General features: G+C 39.3%; 21 protein-coding genes. 9 read left to right on the top strand and 12 right to left on the bottom strand.

What is annotated here, in order from left to right:
• Positions 1–8: 8 nt before the first annotated feature.
• The 6 genes from dcm to RBATCC27255_RS09175 are packed head-to-tail and all read left to right on the top strand — an operon-like array spanning position 9 to position 7,206.
• Positions 9–1,016 (top strand): DNA (cytosine-5-)-methyltransferase, encoded by a 1,008-nt coding sequence (dcm, locus tag RBATCC27255_RS09200; RefSeq protein ID WP_101029719.1) that lies wholly within the window; start codon positions 9–11, stop codon positions 1,014–1,016.
• A complete protein-coding gene (locus RBATCC27255_RS09195; RefSeq protein ID WP_101029718.1) occupies positions 1,000–2,151 on the top strand; it encodes an HpaII family restriction endonuclease in 1,152 nt (383 codons plus the stop codon). Before dcm ends, RBATCC27255_RS09195 begins: the two co-directional genes overlap by 17 nt.
• Complete coding sequence (locus RBATCC27255_RS09190; RefSeq protein ID WP_101029717.1) at positions 2,151–3,080, top strand: DNA cytosine methyltransferase; 930 nt, start codon at positions 2,151–2,153, stop codon at positions 3,078–3,080. Before RBATCC27255_RS09195 ends, RBATCC27255_RS09190 begins: the two co-directional genes overlap by 1 nt.
• 11 nt (positions 3,081–3,091) lie before the next feature.
• A complete protein-coding gene (locus RBATCC27255_RS09185) occupies positions 3,092–4,225 on the top strand; it encodes an SIR2 family protein (protein WP_101029716.1) in 1,134 nt (377 codons plus the stop codon).
• Positions 4,225–6,075: an ATP-binding protein gene (locus RBATCC27255_RS09180; protein WP_101029715.1), complete on the top strand. Its 1,851-nt coding sequence runs from the start codon at positions 4,225–4,227 to the stop codon at positions 6,073–6,075. The genes RBATCC27255_RS09185 and RBATCC27255_RS09180 overlap by 1 nt, the downstream gene beginning before the upstream one ends.
• Before the next feature lie 21 nt (positions 6,076–6,096).
• Positions 6,097–7,206, top strand: coding sequence for a phospholipase D-like domain-containing protein (locus tag RBATCC27255_RS09175; protein ID WP_101029714.1), 1,110 nt, complete (start codon positions 6,097–6,099; stop codon positions 7,204–7,206).
• Positions 7,207–7,265: 59 nt separating this feature from the next.
• On the opposite strand, the gene RBATCC27255_RS09170 is transcribed toward RBATCC27255_RS09175, so the two are convergent.
• Positions 7,266–7,508, bottom strand: a complete 243-nt coding sequence (locus RBATCC27255_RS09170) for a helix-turn-helix domain-containing protein (protein WP_101029713.1) — start codon at positions 7,506–7,508, stop codon at positions 7,266–7,268.
• Positions 7,509–7,634: 126 nt separating this feature from the next.
• On the opposite strand from RBATCC27255_RS09170, the gene RBATCC27255_RS09165 reads away from it, so the two are divergent.
• Both RBATCC27255_RS09165 and RBATCC27255_RS09160 read left to right on the top strand, forming a co-directional pair.
• The gene (locus RBATCC27255_RS09165) at positions 7,635–8,102 is read left to right on the top strand and encodes a hypothetical protein (protein WP_101029712.1); all 468 of its coding nucleotides are present in this window, start codon (positions 7,635–7,637) and stop codon (positions 8,100–8,102) included.
• A 93-nt stretch (positions 8,103–8,195) separates the two neighbouring features.
• Positions 8,196–8,435, top strand: a complete 240-nt coding sequence (locus tag RBATCC27255_RS09160; RefSeq protein ID WP_101029711.1) for a helix-turn-helix domain-containing protein — start codon at positions 8,196–8,198, stop codon at positions 8,433–8,435.
• A gap of 74 nt (positions 8,436–8,509) precedes the next feature.
• Here the strand turns inward: RBATCC27255_RS09160 and RBATCC27255_RS09155 are convergent, their stop codons facing one another.
• The 11 genes from RBATCC27255_RS09155 to RBATCC27255_RS09115 form a co-directional block, all read right to left on the bottom strand.
• Positions 8,510–8,860, bottom strand: a complete 351-nt coding sequence (locus tag RBATCC27255_RS09155) for a TnpV protein (protein WP_101029710.1) — start codon at positions 8,858–8,860, stop codon at positions 8,510–8,512.
• 2 nt (positions 8,861–8,862) lie between these two features.
• Complete coding sequence (locus RBATCC27255_RS10505; protein WP_169923316.1) at positions 8,863–9,039, bottom strand: hypothetical protein; 177 nt, start codon at positions 9,037–9,039, stop codon at positions 8,863–8,865.
• A gap of 463 nt (positions 9,040–9,502) precedes the next feature.
• A complete protein-coding gene (locus tag RBATCC27255_RS10500; protein WP_169923315.1) occupies positions 9,503–9,760 on the bottom strand; it encodes a hypothetical protein in 258 nt (85 codons plus the stop codon).
• 213 nt (positions 9,761–9,973) lie between these two features.
• Positions 9,974–11,230 carry a serine hydroxymethyltransferase gene (locus tag RBATCC27255_RS09145; RefSeq protein WP_101029708.1) on the bottom strand — a complete coding sequence of 419 codons (1,257 nt, stop codon included), beginning with the start codon at positions 11,228–11,230 and terminating at the stop codon, positions 9,974–9,976.
• Positions 11,231–11,288: 58 nt separating this feature from the next.
• Positions 11,289–12,281, bottom strand: a complete 993-nt coding sequence (gene dusB, locus RBATCC27255_RS09140; RefSeq protein WP_101029707.1) for a tRNA dihydrouridine synthase DusB — start codon at positions 12,279–12,281, stop codon at positions 11,289–11,291.
• A 9-nt stretch (positions 12,282–12,290) separates the two neighbouring features.
• Positions 12,291–12,812 (bottom strand): hypothetical protein, encoded by a 522-nt coding sequence (locus tag RBATCC27255_RS09135; protein ID WP_101029706.1) that lies wholly within the window; start codon positions 12,810–12,812, stop codon positions 12,291–12,293.
• A 175-nt stretch (positions 12,813–12,987) separates the two neighbouring features.
• On the bottom strand, positions 12,988–13,368 hold the full coding sequence (locus tag RBATCC27255_RS09130) for an MmcQ/YjbR family DNA-binding protein (RefSeq protein WP_101029705.1): 381 nt from the start codon (positions 13,366–13,368) through the stop codon (positions 12,988–12,990).
• A 13-nt stretch (positions 13,369–13,381) separates the two neighbouring features.
• A complete protein-coding gene (locus RBATCC27255_RS09125; protein WP_101029704.1) occupies positions 13,382–13,969 on the bottom strand; it encodes a Fic/DOC family protein in 588 nt (195 codons plus the stop codon).
• Entirely contained in the window at positions 13,969–14,145 is a 177-nt protein-coding gene (locus RBATCC27255_RS10495) for an antitoxin VbhA family protein (RefSeq protein ID WP_169923314.1), read from the bottom strand. The genes RBATCC27255_RS09125 and RBATCC27255_RS10495 overlap by 1 nt, the downstream gene beginning before the upstream one ends.
• 79 nt (positions 14,146–14,224) lie before the next feature.
• Positions 14,225–15,301 carry a 6-phosphofructokinase gene (locus RBATCC27255_RS09120; RefSeq protein ID WP_101029703.1) on the bottom strand — a complete coding sequence of 359 codons (1,077 nt, stop codon included), beginning with the start codon at positions 15,299–15,301 and terminating at the stop codon, positions 14,225–14,227.
• Positions 15,298–17,478 (bottom strand): RNA degradosome polyphosphate kinase, encoded by a 2,181-nt coding sequence (locus RBATCC27255_RS09115; protein WP_101029702.1) that lies wholly within the window; start codon positions 17,476–17,478, stop codon positions 15,298–15,300. Before RBATCC27255_RS09115 ends, RBATCC27255_RS09120 begins: the two co-directional genes overlap by 4 nt.
• Positions 17,479–17,804: 326 nt before the next feature.
• Between RBATCC27255_RS09115 and RBATCC27255_RS09110 the strand changes: the two genes are divergently transcribed.
• Complete coding sequence (locus RBATCC27255_RS09110) at positions 17,805–19,160, top strand: sodium-dependent transporter (protein ID WP_101029701.1); 1,356 nt, start codon at positions 17,805–17,807, stop codon at positions 19,158–19,160.
• The last annotated feature ends 56 nt before the right edge of the window (positions 19,161–19,216 follow it).

The raw sequence follows: 19,216 nt of genomic DNA, 5'->3' as shown, positions 1-19,216 counted from the left end.
TAAGAATTATGGTTTATAAATCAATTGATTTGTTTGCCGGCATAGGCGGAATCCGTTTAGGTTTCGACCGTGCTTTCAAGGATGAGATAGAAACCGTGTTCGTTAGCGAATGGGACGAAAAGGCACAGGAAACCTACCGGGCAAATTTTGACGATAATTTTGAAATCGCCGGAGATATTACAAAAATAGATGAAAGTCAAATTCCTGAGTTTGATATCTGTCTTGCCGGTTTCCCGTGTCAAGCGTTTAGTATGGCCGGCCGTAAGCAGGGATTTGATGATGACTATAAAGGCACTTGCAGAGGCACATTGTTTCTTGATGTGGCTCGTATCTGTGATTACCATAAGCCAAAGGTGATTTTTTGTGAGAACGTGAAGGGATTAACTATTCACGACAGAGGACGTACATATAAAATTATCAGAAAAACCTTTGAGGATTTAGGATATAAAGTATTTGACAAAATACTTAACAGCAAAGACTTCGGTGTTCCTCAAAACAGAGAGCGCATTTATCTGATTGCTTTCCGCAATGATATTGCACCGAAAACTTTTGAATTTCCGGAACCGACAGACACCACACAGGAGCTTTGGAATATTCGTGAAGAGGAACCGGTGCCGGCGAAGTATTATCTCAGCACAACGTATTTAGATACCCTTGTCGCCCACAAAAAACGTCACGAAGCAAAAGGAAACGGCTTTGGTTTTGAAATCAGAGATTGGAGCGACGTTGCAGGCGCTATTGTTTGCGGCGGTATGGGTAGGGAAAGAAATCTTGTTGTAGATAACCGGCAAAAAAATCTTGTTCCAACCACACATATCAAGGGCGAAATTAACCCTTATGGCATTCGTAAAATGACACCTCGTGAGTGGGCGAGATTACAAGGTTATCCCGATGATTTCGTTTTACCGTTGGCAGATACACATTTGTATAAGCAACTCGGTAACAGTGTAACTGTTAATGTTATCGAAGCTATTGCCGAAAAGATAAGGATGGTTTTAGATGGTAGAATCAATTAAAGGCAAAAAGCTGAATAAAGGCGAATGGGCTGAATTCTATGTAATGCTGAAGCTCTTGGGAGAAGGAAGATTATACACCGCTAACAAGCTACTCCAAAAGAACTACCAAAGCTACTTAGATGTATTAAAAGTTATTAGGCAGGAAATAGCTACGCAGGTATTGGAATACATAATTGACGAAGCAAATTCTGTTGTGGTCATAAAGGAACAGAAATCTGATAACGTATTGGAAACGATTCCTACAAAAGAGTTTGAAGAAAACGCACGATTGCTTTTCACGGGAATTAAAGATGCGAAGGGCAGTTCTGTTCCTGCTCCCGACAGCGTTTGTGATTTTGCACAAGTAATCTATGTCAGCAAGCCCAAAGCACCGGCGGTAAAAGCGTTGAAAAAACAATTCGGCGGAAAGAACGATATTTTCATTGAGGTTAGAGACGGACAGACATCTATTGTATCTGTTATGGGTTTCTCTATTAAATCTAAATTCGGTCACAATCCAACTTTGTTTAATGCAGGATCGTCTTCTCAATTCCTTTACAAATTATCAGGCTGTGATGAAGCTAAAATGAAAGATTTTAACGCTATAACCGATAAAGGCGGTCGTGGCTGGTCAAAGTGTAAAGAGTTTCTGCTTCAAAACAATATTACAATGGAATTTTCAAAAACAAAGAATCCGATTTACAACGATAATCTTTTCTTGATCAGAGAATCTATGAGCAAGATTATGGCTTGGTGTGTAAAGGATAGGCTGATAGATTCACCAAAAGATTATGAAGTAATGGAAACGGTTGAAAGAATGATTCAAGCTAATCCTCTAAAAGTGCCGAATACTCACATCTACTATGAAAAAGCCATAAAGGACTTTCTTATGGCAGGATTTACCGGTATGACCGCAGGAAAGCCGTGGGACGGAAAAGAACAGGTAAACGGAGGATATATTTCCGTTATGGATGACGGCGATGTTCTTTGCTACCATTCCAACGACAGAGAAGCCTTCCGTGACTATCTCTACCGCAATACGCACTTTGAGTATGTAAGTGCCGACAAATATGTTTGGAGTCGCATTGAAAAGATAGATGGTGATTATTATTTGCCGCTTAACGTCTCCGTAAGATTTAACACAAAAATCAGATAATGAAAGTCGGCAGTTTATTCGCAGGGATTGGCGGAATTGATCTCGGATTTCAACAGGCGGGATTTGATATTCTTTGGGCAAACGAAATTGACAGAGACGCTTGTAAAACTTACAAACTGAACTTTCCCGAAACGAAACTATTTGAGGGAGATCTTCGCAAGCTTGATGCTGCTAAACTTGAAAACGTTGATATTATAACAGCAGGATTCCCCTGTCAACCATTTTCTGTTTGCGGAAATCAGAAAGGATTCGGGGACGATAGAGGTAATCTGTTCTTTGAGATAATGCGGATCGCTGACGCTATTGAGCCTAAGATAATTTTCCTTGAGAATGTCGCAAATCTTGTCGAACACGACAAAGGACGCACTTTCAACGTAATTCATAATGAGTTGGTATCGAGAGGGTATTATCTGCGTTATTTGGTTGTCGACGCTTGTGATTACGGTATTCCTCAACATCGCACAAGGACTTATATTCTTGCATTTCGTGATGTTGAGCGATGTGAATCCTATCGTTTCCCTGAAATGGTTAAGTTGGAAAAACGAGTTTTTGATATTATTGATAAATCCGTCAAGGCTGATGACAGTTACTATCTTTCTGAGAACAGCCCAAAACACAACAAAATGGCTAAAGCAATCACCGACGATAATCAAATATATCGTTTTTCGGACTATGGGATACAATCCGGCAAAGACGGTATTTGCTTTACCCTAAAAGCAAATATGGGCACTTGGTATGACCGAGTACCTATAATAAAGGATAACTACGGAATCCGTACCATTACACCTTATGAGTGTTTGGCGTTAATGGGATTTCCGGAAGAATTTAAAATTGCCAATATACCACTGAAAAGCGCATACAAACAAATCGGCAATTCCGTTTGCGTACCAATCATTAAAAAGACAGCGAAACAGATTTATAGCTTATAGAGGAGTATAGTATGAGCGATACTATTTCTATTTACAAAGGTGACAATCATAGAGAGTGTGATATAGATGAAGCAAAAAAATCATTTGCTCAGTATTTGCAAACTGAAAACCTTAATTTTTTAATCGGATGCGGTTGCTCAAGTAATGTTGAAGATGGAAAAGAATTGGCAATACCAATTATGAATGGATTATATAAATCGTTCTTTGAGGGAAATCCGGATTTTGATATTGCCGGCATTGATCCCAAAGATAAGTTTGATAATAATCTTGAATCTATGTTAGATACAATGCTCTCAATAAAAATGACTAACTATTTAGTCAAGACAGATGAGAGAATAGATGAGAAGATTAAAGCTGTACAAAAGCACATTGTAGATAAAATTATTAACGGACAAAATTGCAAAAGTGTTTTAGATTATTACAAATCGTTTTATTTGAAATTGGTTCAGCCCAGCCGTAGGCAACCAATTAACATTTTCACTACAAACTATGATTTATTTAATGAGCAAGCATTAGATTCTTTAGGGTTTTATTATAACAATGGTTTTTCAGGTTCTTGCATTCGCAAATTCAATCCAAACGTATATAATTATGTCTATGTTGAAAATATGAATTTGCATAAAGATGTGTGGGGACGTGTTTCTTCATTCTTTAATCTATATAAGATTCACGGATCTATAAATTGGGTAGTTGAAAACAATGAAGTATTCGAAAAGCCTGTCGATTCTTGTGTTGAAGAAAGGGTGTTGATTTATCCTACTCCTCAAAAAGATCGTTCAACTTTAATGACACCTTATTCAGACTTAATGAGAAATATGCAACAAGAATTAGTTAAGAATAATTCTGTATTAGTTACTTTAGGGTATAGCTTCTCAGATGACCATATAAACAGAATAATTCTTAACAGTCTTTCAAATCCTTCGTTCAAACTAATTGTTTTAGGTAGCGGTACAAATATTAAAAAACTTATCGAATTGAATGATAAACGTATTATCGTTATTAATTCTGATAACAAGATTCATTACTTTAAAAACTTTGTTAAAGAACTAATGCCTGATATTGAAGAATCCATCCAAGAAGAAATGGAGCTTACAGACGGAGTAGCAGCTATAAAAGAATTTGAGTCTTTATCGGAGGACAAATAATGGGTACCAGCAGTATTGGCAGAATTATTTCTATTGATACCTATAAAATAATAGCGGAATTGTATGACAGTGTAAATAACTACATAAGTACAATTGACGGAATTAGATTTATTGGTGAAATAGGTTCATATGTTTCAATTAATGAAATCGATAGAAAAATCATAGCTGAAATTGTATCTGTTGAAGAAAAGAATCTGTTTACCAATAAAGAGCTTAGCAAACCAAACGGTACAAGATTGGTGGCTTTGAGTTTAATTGGTGAAATAACAGATGATTCATTTTGCTTTGGTGTATCAAAGCCACCCCATATTTATTCAGAGATAAGCATTATTCATCAATCAGACTTACAGGTAATGCTTGATGTAGGAGAATCAGAGGAAGAAATAGTTGAAGGTGTCAACACAAGACTCCGCTCACTCAGAATCGGACAATCAGTTGTATTCCCTGATTATCCTGTCAATATAAACATTGATAGGTTTTTTGGGTTTCATTTCGCAGTATTTGGAAATACAGGCGCAGGTAAATCAAATACAATTGCAAGGATAATTCAAAATATATTTCTGAAAAGAGAGTATTCCGCAAAAGGAGCCAAGTTTATTATTTTTGATTCAAATGGGGAATACAACCGAGCATTTGAATCAATCAATGAATTCAACGCCGATATAAAATGCAAATGTTTTTCGTGTGACACGGAAACAGAAAACCATTTTGAAATACCGGTTTGGGCTCTTTCGGCAGATGATTGGGCAATATTGTTACACGCCTCGGAAAAAACACAAATCCCTGTATTGTATCGTGCAATGGATATTGCAAAAGTATTCTATGATCCTGATTGCAATGACGATGAAGTTAAAAACCATATCTTAGCTTCAACTGTACTCGGGATTTTGAATAGTTCCGATTCTTCACCTTCTAAAGCAGATAAAATAAGAGCTATTCTGGCTCAATTTGCAACAAACGAGTTTAAACTTACAAAAACAGTAGATGAAGTCCACAAACAATTAAATCAATTACTTGAGGTATCATATGGAGAAATGAAGCTTCAACAAGCACTAATAAATTATTGTGATCAATTTATTAAAAGCGATGTTGATAACAACTTGGGAATAAAAAAACTTGTTCCTTTTGATTTAAAACAGTTTTCAGAAGCTGTGAAATTTGCAACACTATACGAAGGAAGTATAAGTTCACAACGTATTCAAGAATACACATCGACCTTGCTTACCAGGCTTCAAGCAATAATAGAAGGATCGCAAGGAAAACTGTTTACAAAAACAGAATATACTTCGATAAATGATTACATAAAATCACTTATCGGAGATAATCAAATCCTCGATATTGATATAAGTATGTTGGATGATTCTTCGAGTGAAGTTATTGCTAAAGTATTATCAAAAATTATATTAGACTACGTTAGGAAACTTAAGCAAAAAGCAGAAATGCCAATTAATCTGATTGTTGAAGAAGCTCATCGTTTCGTGAAAAATGATGGCAACAATAATTCCTTTGGCTTTAACGTATTTGAGCGGATTGCCAAAGAAGGTAGAAAATACGGATTATTGATGGGCATTTCTTCGCAACGACCAAGTGAGTTGTCAAAAACAGTTGTGTCTCAATGCAGTAATTTTATTATTCATCGCGTTCAGAATCCTGATGATTTACAGTACATCTCCAAAATGGTACCCTACATTAATAGAGGTATTCTGGATAGGCTTACTTACCTTCAAACGGGAACCGCTCTTGTTTTCGGAACAGCAATTAACCTACCGACATTAACTCGATTCGCTATAGCTTCACCGGAAACCGATAGTAACAGCGCAAGAATATCGGAAAAATGGTTTGTGGAATAGTGTATTGATTAGAGGAAAAATATGGAACTTTCTTTTACTAAAGGTACCTTTGTATCAAATCCCGGAGAATTAAACTATAAACAAGTTCTTGAAGATTTTCAAAGAGCTAATACTATCCGAATTTTGACATACAATATTTCGGGAAACTACAAAAATGATACTTTGCTTTCAGCGTTATCAGATACAAATGCGGATATTCAGATAATTACAAACATTCCCTCTCGAATGGAATATTACTATGATTCTGAAGCAGGGCGAAGAATGCGGTTAAATGCACAGAAGAATATAAAAGCTTATATTTCAAAATTAAATTCCGATAATTATTCTGCGGGGTTCTCTGCGTTTTTCAATTTACATAATCACGCAAAAATAATAGGTACAGAAAATATTGTTTATATCGGTTCGGCTAATTTTTCAAATGAAAGTGCTAAAAGTATTGAAACTGGTGTTATTATTGAAGATAGAGCTTTTATAAGAAATCTCTATTCGGATTTTTTTGCTGAAATAGTAAAAGACTCGCTTTCATATTATGACGAAACATTTAGTGCATTTCGCCTCTTTATTTTATTTCTTTTAGAGAAGTTTCAATGCGTTTATAATGATATGCTTGTCAATCTATTTACGGACTATAACCGAACCAAATTAACATTGGCTGATACAATAAACATTACAACTGATCAGTTGCATTCACTATATTTATTATTTGAGGAATTGGAAAGAATACCTGACGCATTGGATGATACTTATGATGAAAGTAATGAAGAGTATAATACAGAGTTAGAAATAATAAAAGAACTTTCAAATAACATTGATATAGAATGGTTTAAATCAGCAATTTCATATGGCGGTGAATTATTCTCTTTAGTCGATTTTGATGAAGAAAAAGAAGCGCTTAACATTTTACAAACAAAAAATATATATGATGCCAACGAAGAAAAACTGGACTTTTACGCACAAAAATCAATTGATGAAGCTAACTCTGAATTACATTCATTAAGAGACAATTTTATAGCAATTGAGGATGATTTTATTTCTGGGTTTAATACAATTCTCTCTAATCTTAATCAAATAATTGAATTTACTGAAAAATGGAAACCATTAAAAATCAATTCTGAAATAGATAATACATAAATTATTTGCTAAAATCAAAAAGCGTGTAAGCAACTATAACTCCTGCTTACACGCTCGTTTTATTTTATCTCTTGTTCGGTTTCATCAAACAGCGGGCTGTCAAAGAATTGTCGAACAGTGATTTCCAAACCGTCGCAGATTTTCTTGATGGACACCACGCCCGGATTCTGGCTCTTTTGATTGAGCATACTGTATATGGTTGACGGCGACACGCCTGAAATATTTGCAAGGGCATTGACAGCAATGTTTCTCTCACGGCACAGCTCCAAAATGCGCTGCGCAACAGCTTCTTTTGTTCTCATAGCCTTCTCCTTTGCGATTTATCGTAATTCAATTCTACAAAAATGTGCGATAAATCGTGTGGGATATATCGCAATTATAAAGATTATGTGTTATAATTTACGATATATCCCACAAAGGAGATTATTATGTTTTCAGTTTATACGGTTTGCTTTTTCGGGCATCGTCAGATAGATGATTTTAGGATAGTTGAACAAAGGATTGAACGGCTAATAGATAAGTTGCTTAATGAACACGAATATGTCGAATTTCTCGTCGGACGTGACGGCGAGTTTGACCAACTTGTTACCTCTGCAATTCGACGTTGCAGAAAGCACTTGGATACAGCCAACTGCTCTGTCACTTGGGTTATGCCTTATCTGAAATCGGATTATATCAAGAACAGGAAATGCTATGATAACTACTACGATTCTGTTGAGGTCTGCGAGCAATCCGCTAATGCTCACCCGAAATCTGCTATTCAAATCCGAAACAGAGCAATGGTTGACCGTTCCGATTTGTGCGTTTTCTGCGTTACGCATAAGAGCGGCGGTGCTTATCAAACGCTTCGATACGCAAAAAAGTCAAGTTCAAATATCGTCAATCTTTTTGAATGATTCTACTTTTCGGTTACAGTTTTGTATTTCTGTATGAAGAAAGTTTGTGTTTAACCATTATGCTGTTATCATATATGATAACAATTCGGCGAGGTGATTCATATCAGAACAAGTGATGATGTAGTTAAAAAGCGTCAAGCAATTATATCAAAAATAGCTCAAGTAAGGCTCGAAAAAGGGTTTTCTCAAACGCAACTGGCTAAACTTACCGGAATGCACCGCTCAAATATCTGTCGCATTGAAAGCGGACGTCAAAATATCTCTCTTGATACTTTAATAAGAATATTTGACGCACTTGGCATAGATATTTCGATTGAACTGAAAGATAAATAAGAATACGCTTTTAGAAAATCACCTAAAAAACAAAAGCTGATGTAATTCAATTAAGAACCACATCGGCATTTGTGTTAATTATAGATTATTTCAGCGTTCACAACTTCTCTCGCTCGCTGAACAGCATTATTCATATTGCGTACCCACAGCAACTGGTCTGTTGCTTTGAGTTGTTCGGTGCAGCCTTCTTCCTTTGCGAAAGCCTGCACAAGCTCGTCGTACATCTTCTGCGCCTGTTCATCAATGTCAGCAAGATACTCATTCAGCTTGCATTTAGTGAGCAGGTTGGTGTAGAGAATCGGGCGACTTCGTTTTATATAGCGAAGGTGTTGTTGTCCCCACAAGCCGATCGGACGGCTATCCTGTTCGGGCAGTGTTAAGTTCGGCAGCAAATAGTCGCCCTGCATTGTATATGTAATCTCCATTATTAGACCTCCTTAATCTTGATTTTCTTGACTTTAGCTTTAGTGAACTTGATTATGAGTTCATCTATGATGTCGGTGTACTTACCTCGTGAAATGAGATCGTTTCTCAATTCAATCAGGCTGTTGATAACGACTCTACGTTCCTCTGCTGTGAGGTAAATATGATATGTATCTCTCATAATTCAAACTCCTGTTTCAGAATAATTCAGCGGGCAATTCTTCTACCATTTTTCTACCAAAATTATACCAAAATGATTTTACATTATGATCTATACTATTATGCAGGGGTATCTGATTTCCAATCCAAAAACAGAATATAAAACTATATAACAGTGTGGGTGATTAAATAACATTTGATTAAATCCCCATTCCGCTTCGAGTCCTTCTGCCCCTGCCAAGCAAAAACGGCTTAAACAACAGTGTTTAAGCCGTTTTTTGATACATTTATAGTGTAACAATATATTATGGTTTATAAATCATAGGAAATTGAGTATAATTTAAATTTCGCCTACTGAATTATTGTAATATTATTTATGATTAGGAATTCAATTTATGATTTTTAAAACTTACACACTTTTCTTGACAAAGGCGGACAAAAACGCTGTACCATAGAACGGCTTTTTTGCACAAATTGGGTCACATCTATTTACAACGCAGATGTCCGTTTTCATAAATGCATACACTGCCTCCACAATAAGGGCACCGGACTGTCTGCGTTGATCTTAAGCTCTCCAAAAACAGTACGCTTTTATCTTTATTAGGGTTGATTCCTATATGTGTTCCTTTAAATCCTTGACTTTCAAATTTGGCTTCGATATCATCTAAATAGAGCATAGGTTTCTCTCCTTCATTGTTTGTCTCTTCAACTACAATTTTGGAGCTTCCTATGCTCTTTTTCAATATTTACTTTTGATTATCCCACATTTTTCCGTGATTAGGGAATTTTATACTCATATGCTTTAGCATAATAAAATCCGTGCAAAAGGCACATAACCGTCATCGTTCTCGGTTATGTGCCTTCCTGTTTTTGTAAGGCTGTTTTTTCACAGCCACATAATTTTTATTAAAATCCGCAGAAAAACGGTTACGGTATTACTGCGCTATTGAAAAAAATTACTCGTAGAGCGGATATTTTTTGCAGATTTCTTCAACGCCTGCTCTAACCTTTTCCTTGCTGTTTTCATAGTCGTTAAGAACGAGGGTGATGTACTCGGCAATCTTGTCCATATCTTCCTCGTTAAGACCTCTTGTTGTAACAGCGGCAGTACCGATTCTTACACCGCTTGTTACGAACGGTGAACGAGGTTCGCCCGGAATTGTGTTCTTATTTACTGTGATGTAGCAATCGTCAAGACGAGCCTCAAGCTCCTTGCCGGTTACATCTGTGTCACGGAGATCCATAAGAAGAACATGGTTGTCCGTACCGCCTGAAACAAGCTTGTTGCCTCTCTTGAGAAGTCCGTCTGCAAGAGCCTTACAGTTAGAAACAATCTTTTTGCCGTACTCCTTGAACTCAGGCTTTAATGCCTCGCCGAAGCAAACAGCTTTTGCGGCGATGATGTGCATAAGAGGACCGCCCTGTGTACCGGGGAAGATAGCCTTGTCAATCTGCTTTGCAAATTCTTCACGGCAGAGGATAAGACCGCCGCGAGGACCGCGGAGAGTTTTGTGTGTTGTTGTTGTAACGAACTCACAATACGGAACAGGGTTCGGATGAACACCTGCGGCAACAAGACCTGCGATGTGAGCCATATCGACCATAAGATATGCGCCTACTGCGTCGGCAATCTCACGGAGCTTTGCAAAATCAATGATTCTTGGGTAAGCAGACGCACCTGCAACAATCATCTTAGGCTTGCATTCCTTTGCAATTTCAAGAACCTTATCATAATCAATTCTGTGCGTTTCGGGATCAACACCGTATGGAACAAAATTGAAGTATTTACCTGAAATATTAACAGGTGAACCGTGTGTAAGGTGACCGCCTTCGTTAAGGTTCATACCCATTACCGTATCACCTGGATTAAGCATTGCAAAATATACCGCTGTGTTAGCCTGAGCGCCTGAGTGAGGCTGAACATTTGCGTGTTCGGCACCGAAAAGCTCACACGCACGCTGACGGGCAATTTCTTCAACTACATCAACGCACCGACAACCGCCGTAGTATCTCTTTCCCGGATAACCCTCGGCATATTTGTTTGTGAGCAGGCTGCCCATTGCAGCCATAACTGCCGGAGAAACGATGTTTTCACTTGCGATAAGTTCAAGGTTTCTGCGCTGTCTTTTAAGCTCGTCTGTCATTGCGTTACCGATTGCGGGATCGTACTCGTTGAGGTAATCAAGAGTAGCGATATTTGTTTTTTCACTCATTGTTACATTCCCCTTATATTTTTATTTTAGAATACTGTGTATCCTGTTTGAATTTATGTCATTGCAGCGAAAGGGCTTTTTGCCTTAATTCGTACAAATCATCAAGCGTTTTAATTTTTCCTGCTTCGTTTCTCAAAGCTGCCGCACCCTTCATGCCTTTGAAATAGCCGACTACAAGTTTTCTTGCCTGAAGCATTGCCATATGCTCACCCTTGTATTCAACCATTTTGCCGATATGTTCAATCATTACACCGAGCCTTTCTTCAAGGTCGGGAGTGTGAATTTTAACATTCGGGTTTTCAAGGTATGCGTTAATCTGCGAGAAAATCCACGGATTTCCGAGCGTTGCCCTGCCGATCATAACAAGGTCACAGCCCGTGATGTCCATAACCTCCTTTGCCTTTTCGGCACTGTCGATGTCGCCGTTTGCTATTACGGGAACGCTGACGGATTCTCTTACAGCCCTTATGATACCGTAATCAACGGGAGGCTTGTAATACTGCTGTCTTGTTCTGCCGTGAACGGTGATTGCCGCCGCACCTGCCGATTCGCAGATTTTTGCAACTTCAACGGCATTTACGCTGTCATCGTCCCAACCCTTGCGGATTTTTACGGTTACGGGGGTGTCGGTAACGGCTGTCACAGCCTTGACGATTTCTCCGCAAAGCCGAGGATTTTTCATCAATGCACTTCCGCTGCCGTTTGAGCTTATCTTTGGAGCAGGGCATCCCATATTGATGTCAATTATATCAGGTTTGTTTTCAAGTGCGTGCTTTGCGGCATCAGCCATACATTTCGGGTCATCACCGAAAATCTGGATTCCGCAGGGACGCTCCAAGTCTGAAATTTCCATCAGCTCCTCGCTCTTTTTACTGTTGAAAGAAAGCGCCTTTGAGCTGACCATTTCGCTTACGCAGTATGCCGCACCGAATCTTACGCAAAGCTCACGGTAAGCCCTGTCGCTTACACCTGCCATGGGTGCGAGAACTGCGTGGGATTTCAGCGAAACGCCGCCGATGTTGAGATTGTTCATATTTTTATTTTTACACATTTAATGCTGTTACCTTATTCTTTTTCTTGCACCGACTTTTGTGCTGATCATCACAACCGCAATTACAACTATCCCAAGACCTACGCAAATCCACGAAACAATTCCCGCCGTGTAGCTTGTGGAATACTTTTTTTCGCTGACTGTTTTTGCGATTGTCGGCGCCTGAAATTCCGTTGAATCGGGTGCCTGAGTTTCAACATACTGATTCTGATACTGTGTTTCTTCCTGTACCGGAGCTTCTGTTGTTTCAGGCTGAACATACTCAGTTGTGGGTTCTTCCGTTTCGGGCGCAACATACTCGGTCGTAGGCGCTTCGGTGTAAACAGGCTCGGTATAAACAGGCTCTGTGTATTGCGGTTCGGTTTCATCGGGAACATACTCCGTCACAACAGGCTCTGACTGTGAGTCGGGGACCTGCGGATCGTCCTCTCCTACCGCAAAGGCTGTTATTGAACAAACCGACAGTGCAAGAACCGCAAGCAAGGTCGGAAGTATTCTTTTCCTAAAAATTTTCTTAAAATCTGACTTCATATTTAATACCCCGTTCGTTTTGCGTGGCACACATTTTCATACATATACTACGATTATAGCAAAAGCAAGCGTTCATTGCAAGATTTCAGACAATTTTTCTGCACACATTTAATGCTCAAACAACAAAAAGTCGGAAAACCGATTGCAAAACCGATTTTCCGATTTGATTATTATGTCAAATTTTTGAGCGTTTTTTAGCCTTTGGCATAACAAGGCTGTAGCTTTCGTCAATCAGCGGAAAGATTTCTTCCTTGCTCACAGAGCCGTCAAGCAAAATACTTATCCACTTGTCCTTGTTCATATGATAGGCAGGCAGAAATCCGTTTTTTAATCTGAGTGAGCCGACAAGAATCGGGTCGCACTTGACATTCATCACATCAATAAAGCCCTCACCGTCAAGCCCTAAAATCTGCCTTTTGACACGCATAACTATTGCGTACCATTTGCCCGACATCATATTCCGCAGAACCGCATTATCGGGACTGTTCTCCCACGGATATTCGGGTTCTGTTCCGTATGTGCTAAGGGCATAGTTTAAAATTACATCTCTGTTCATGGAACACCTTACACTACCTTATATTTTTTAAAAATATATCTCTTAAAAAATCTGTAACACCGTTAGCGGAATGAATTGTTGCTATCATTAACTCGTCTGTGTCAATATTCGAAAAGTTAAAGTCATAACCGTTGTGCCGTATCAACTGCGAAATAAATAATCTTTGTGTTCTGCCGTTTCCCTCTCTAAATGGGTGTAGCATATTTGTTGTGCAGTAAAAATCGACTATTTCATCAACAAACTCTATTTTATCTAAATTTATAAACAAATGTTTTGATTTGAGATAGTCAAAACTCTTTCTACACATTTCTTCAAGATTATATGCACTGCAAAATGAAGTTCCTTTTTTTGAGATGTCAATACTTCGCAATTCACCAGCCCAAGAATACAAATCTTCAAATAAAAACTTATGGATAGCTTTGTAGTGATTAAAATCAAAACTTTCAAGCAATGGATTGCGTTCCCATTCAGATGATTTTGCAAATGTAATATCGGCTTCTATCGCAGATAACTGTTCTTCATCTCTTATATCAAATTTATTTATTAAGCATAAAGTGTTTGGATAACAATCATCTGTAAGTGAATTAACATTGTATGCCATTAAGCCTTAACTCCTGCTTTTTTCTTAACGAGTGAAATATATTCCTGCATTGTGATTTCGTTACGCAGTAATTTTTGACACCATTCTTTGCTTTTGCTGTCAATGGTATAGCCTTCCATTTCAACTGATGCGGCAGCATTTTCTATTATCTGTTCAATCGGCTTATTACCGTTCACAGTAACACTCCCTTTCGTGAAATCTGAACTTCATATCATTTTATCATAACAAAGGCATATGTCAACCAAAAGGTGAAAATCATTCGCCAAAGCTGATGCCCATTTTTCTTGCTGTTTCAACAACCTCGCTGTCTTTCGGAACGCTCTTGAGCTTGCCTGCGATGTCCTTAAGCGGAACGGCAACTACCTTATTATTTACAAGGGCAACCATTTTGCCGTAGTCTTTATTGATAATAAGCTCTGCGGCTTTAACGCCGAAACGAGTTGAAATCACTCGGTCATAGGCATCGGGACTGCCGCCTCTCTGGAAGTGACCCGGTACTGTAACCCTTGTTTCCTGACCTGTTGCCTCCTCAATATCGTGGGCAATCTGATAGGAAATTGACGGATATTTCATCTCTGCAACAGCAGCTTTTCTCTGCTTTTTAGGCAAAGCTGCAATTTCTTTTGAAATTGCACCCTCGGCAACTGCAAGAATTGAAAAGTTCTTACCGCCTGCGGTTCTTGACTTGATTGTCTTTACAACCGAGTTGATGTCGTACGGAATTTCGGGGATAAGGATAATATCCGCACCGCCTGCAATACCTGCATAAAGGGTGAGCCAGCCAACCTTATGTCCCATAACCTCAATAATGAAAACTCTGCCGTGAGATGTTGCGGTTGAATGGATACAGTCGATTACATTTGTTGCAATGTCAACGGCACTCTGAAAGCCGAATGTCTTGTCTGTACCCCAAAGGTCGTTGTCGATTGTCTTAGGAAGTGAAACCACATTGAGTCCCTCTTCACGAAGAAGATTTGCGGTTTTTTGAGTTCCGTTGCCACCGAGTACAACAAGACAGTCAAGACCAAGCTTTTTGTAGTTCTTCTTCATAGCCTCAACCTTGTCAACGCTGTTCTCGTCAACAACACGCATAAGCTTGAACGGCTGTCTTGATGTGCCGAGAATCGTACCGCCCATTGTGAGAATACCCGAAAAATTCTCGGGTTTCATCTTTCTTGTTTCGCCGTAGATAAGACCTCTGTAGCCGTCAATAATGCCGATGATTTCAACATCATTGCCAAGCTGATTATAAAGTGTTTTTGCAACGGCACGGATTGTTGCGTTAAGTCCCTGACAATCACCGCCGCTTGTTAAAATGCCTACTCTTTTCATTGTTCGGAGTCCTCCTTTTTCACTTCAACGGGTACAATCGGAGTTCCGACAGTGCTCGCATATGTTTTTTTCATTGCCTGCTTTTGAGCCTTTAACGCAAGCTTTGAAAAGAATTTCTGACAATTCATCTTATGCTTGCCGCGCTTGTCAACAGACTTATATACACCTGTTGAAAGCTGTTGGCGTGCATTTACGGTATCCTTAAATGAAACCGTGATAACCTCCTGCACACGCTTTTTGATATCCTCGTCCTCAACAGGGAACACAAGCTCAACTCGTCTGTCGAGGTTTCTCGGCATCCAGTCGGCACTTCCCATATAATAAAGCGGATTTGAATTGTTTTCAAATATGAATATTCGGCTATGCTCCAAAAGCTGACCGACAATTGAAACTACTCTGATGTTCTCGCTGAATCCATGGACTCCCGGAACAAGACAGCAGATACCTCTTACGATGAGGTCAATTTTTACGCCTGCATTTGACGCATCGTACAAAAGGCTGATGATTTCAGGATCAACAAGCGAGTTCACCTTTGCGGTAATTTTGGCCGGAAGTCCGAGCTTTGCGTTCTCGGTTTCCTGAATAATCATAGCCTCAAAGAACGGACGCATTCCGTGAGGTGCAACGATAAATTTGTTGTATTCAGGCGGAGTTGAGTAACCTGTCAATACATTAAAGAGTGATGATGCGTCAACACCGTATTCTTCACGGCAGGTGAACATACCGATATCGGTATAGAATCTCGCCGTACTGTCGTTATAGTTACCCGTACCCATATGCAAATATCTTCTGATTCCGTCCTTGTCTTTTCTTACTACAAGACAGATTTTGCAGTGAGTTTTAAGTCCTGTAAGACCGTAAATTACATGACAGCCCGCCTTTTCAAGCTTTGTTGCCCACTGAATGTTGTTTTCCTCGTCAAATCTCGCCTTGAGTTCAACAAGAACAGTTACCTGCTTGCCGTTTTCAGCCGCCTTGATAAGAGCCGCAACAATCGGTGAATTTCCGCTGACACGGTACAAGGTTTGCTTGATGGCAAGAACATTCGGATCGGTTGCCGCCTTTTTGACAAAATCAACCACAACATCAAAGCTTTCATAAGGATGATGCACAAGTCTGTCCTTTTCACGGATAGCCTCAAAAATATCGTCATAACCGCAGAATTCCGCAGGCGGATTTACGGGAACGATTGGTTCAAAGCACATATCCTCACAGCCCTTAATATGAGCAAATTTTGAAAGGAATGTAAGGTCAAGAGGACCTCTCTGAAAGTAGATTTCACGCTCCGTAACATCGAGAGCGTCAACAAGAAATTCACGAATTTCTCGGTTGCATTTCTTGCCGAATTCAAGACGAACAGGTTCTCCTCTCTTACGCTTTCTGATTGACTTTTTAATTTCAGCCATAAGATCCTCGGTATCCTCGTCAATGTCAAGGTCGGAATCTCGGGTGATTCTGAAAGGATCGTACTGCTTAATGTTGTAAAGCTCAAAAAGCTCGCCGAGGTGCATTGCGATTATTTTTTCAAGCAGAATAAACGCTCTGCCCTCGTGAGTCGGAAGCTCAAGAAATCTCGGAAGAATTGACGGAACCTGAACCAATGCGAAAAATTCTTCATTCTCGGCATTTGTAAGGCGAACAGCAATGTTAAGGCTTTTGTTTGCAAGCATCGGAAACGGACGGCTTGTATCGACAGCCATAGGCGTCAATACGGGGAAAACTACTTTTTCAAAGTATTCCTCAACAAACGCTTTCTGGTCGCCGTCAAGCTCGTCAGCCTCTTTGAACACAATGCCTGCCGAACGAAGTGACGGAATTATTGAACGGTTGTAACAGCTGTACTGCTTTTTGGCAAACTCGTGAATTTTTTCAACAAGTCCGTCCATAACCTCTGTAGGAGTCATGCCCGATGCGTCACGGCTTGTTCTGCCGTGATGAATCTGGTCAAGCACACCTGCAACACGAACCATAAAAAATTCGTCAAGGTTCGACGCCGTAATTGAAAGGAAGTTGCATCTTTCCATAATTGGGTTGGTCTTTTTGAACGCCTCTTCAAGCACTCTTGCATTAAAGTCAACCCAGCTTAATTCTCTGTTAGTATAAGGCATCTTTTGCCATTTTGACATAAGCTTTGCTTTTTCGGATGCTTTTTTATTGTTGTTTTTTGAATTTGACATATAATTCACCACCATAAAAACTGATATATAACCCAATTTAATATATCTGATTAAGTATAAAATACGAAACGGATTATTTCAAGCGAATTGCACTAAATTTTACCTTTGGCAACGCATTCTTTACATATATTTTACAATAACACAAATAAAATTGATTTGCAATAGATTTGACAAAATTCGCAAAGATAAAACCAAAATTTTCTTTTTGCAAAATATTCAAAAAATCTCAAAAAATATTGTTTTAATCTCTGTATTATGTTATACTTGCGTTGATTGTTTTATTTACAGATTTTAAAAAATTCTAAAGAAAATGAGAGGTAATTATCATGAGTAAAAAAAGAGGAAGCTTTTCCGGCGGACTCGGATTTGTATTTGCCGCTGCGGGAAGTGCAGTAGGCTTGGGAAATCTCTGGAGATTTCCGTATTATGCAGCTAAGTACGGCGGCGGAACATTTATCTTTATCTACATAATCCTTGCGCTTACATTCGGCTTTTCACTTTTGACTGCCGAAATCGCAATTGGCAGAAAAACAAAGCTAAGTCCGATTCTCGCCTACAAAAAGCTATGCAGCAAATTTTCGTTTTTAGGCTACCTTGCAACGCTTGTTCCTATAATCATTATTCCGTACTACTGCGTTATCGGCGGTTGGGTTACAAAATATATGTGCGTTTATGCACAGGGACTTGTTGCCCCTGCGGCACAGGACAACTTTTTCTCGGACTTTATTTCCGACCCGTTGTCACCCATTGTGTTTTTCTTAATATTTATGCTGTTGAGTGCAGTGGTAATTATGCTCGGAGTAAACAAGGGCATTGAGCGACTGAGCAAATTTTTGATGCCTGTTCTGCTTGTTCTGACAGTCGGAATTTCAATCTACACACTCACGCTCCCGAACGCAATGGAGGGTGTTTCGTACTACCTCATTCCCGATTTCAGCAAACTGTCAATTTGGACATTTGCGGCAGCACTCGGTCAGCTGTTCTTCTCAATGAGCATTGCAATGGGAATTATGGTAACCTACGGTTCATACACAAAGGATGAGGTAAACCTCACAAAGTCGGTTAACCAGATTGAGATTTTCGACACAGCCGTTGCACTTCTCGCAGGTCTTATGGTAGTTCCTGCGGTTTATGTATTCAGCGGTGAAGAAGGTCTTGGTGCAAGCGGTCCCGGACTTATGTTCATCACACTTCCAAAGGTATTCAACGAAATGCCTGCCGGCGTAATCATAGGATTTTTGTTCTTTATTCTTGTATTCTTTGCAGCTATCACAAGCTCAATCTCCGTAATGGAAGCAATTGTTTCTTCGCTTATGGACAAGTTCAAGCTCACACGAATCAAGTCCTGTCTTATCGTTATAGGCATCTGCCTTATTATGGGTATTCCGTCGTCACTCGGCAACGGTATATGGTCAAATGTTAAGATTCTCGGAATGGACTTCCTTACATTCTTTGACTTCTTGAGCAACAGCATTATTATGCCGATTGTCGCACTTTGCACTTGTATTCTCATCGGCTGGGTTATCAAGCCAAAGACTATTGCAGACGAAGTCACAAGGAACGGCGAGCGTTTCAGCAGAAGGGCTTTGTTTGATGTTATGATTAAATATATAGCTCCAATCTGCCTTGTGTTCATCTTAATTTCCTACACACTTGCGCAGTTCGGCATTATTTCACTTTAACCCGACACTTTAACACGATTATTTATGAATTCAGGCAGTAATATCACCGAAATGAA

Origin of the sequence: Ruminococcus bromii (genome assembly GCF_002834225.1) — a bacterium.
Taxonomy (GTDB): domain Bacteria; phylum Bacillota; class Clostridia; order Oscillospirales; family Acutalibacteraceae; genus Ruminococcoides; species Ruminococcoides bromii.
Note: the sequence above shows the minus strand (reverse complement) of the source record. Positions and strands in the feature narration are given on the sequence as shown.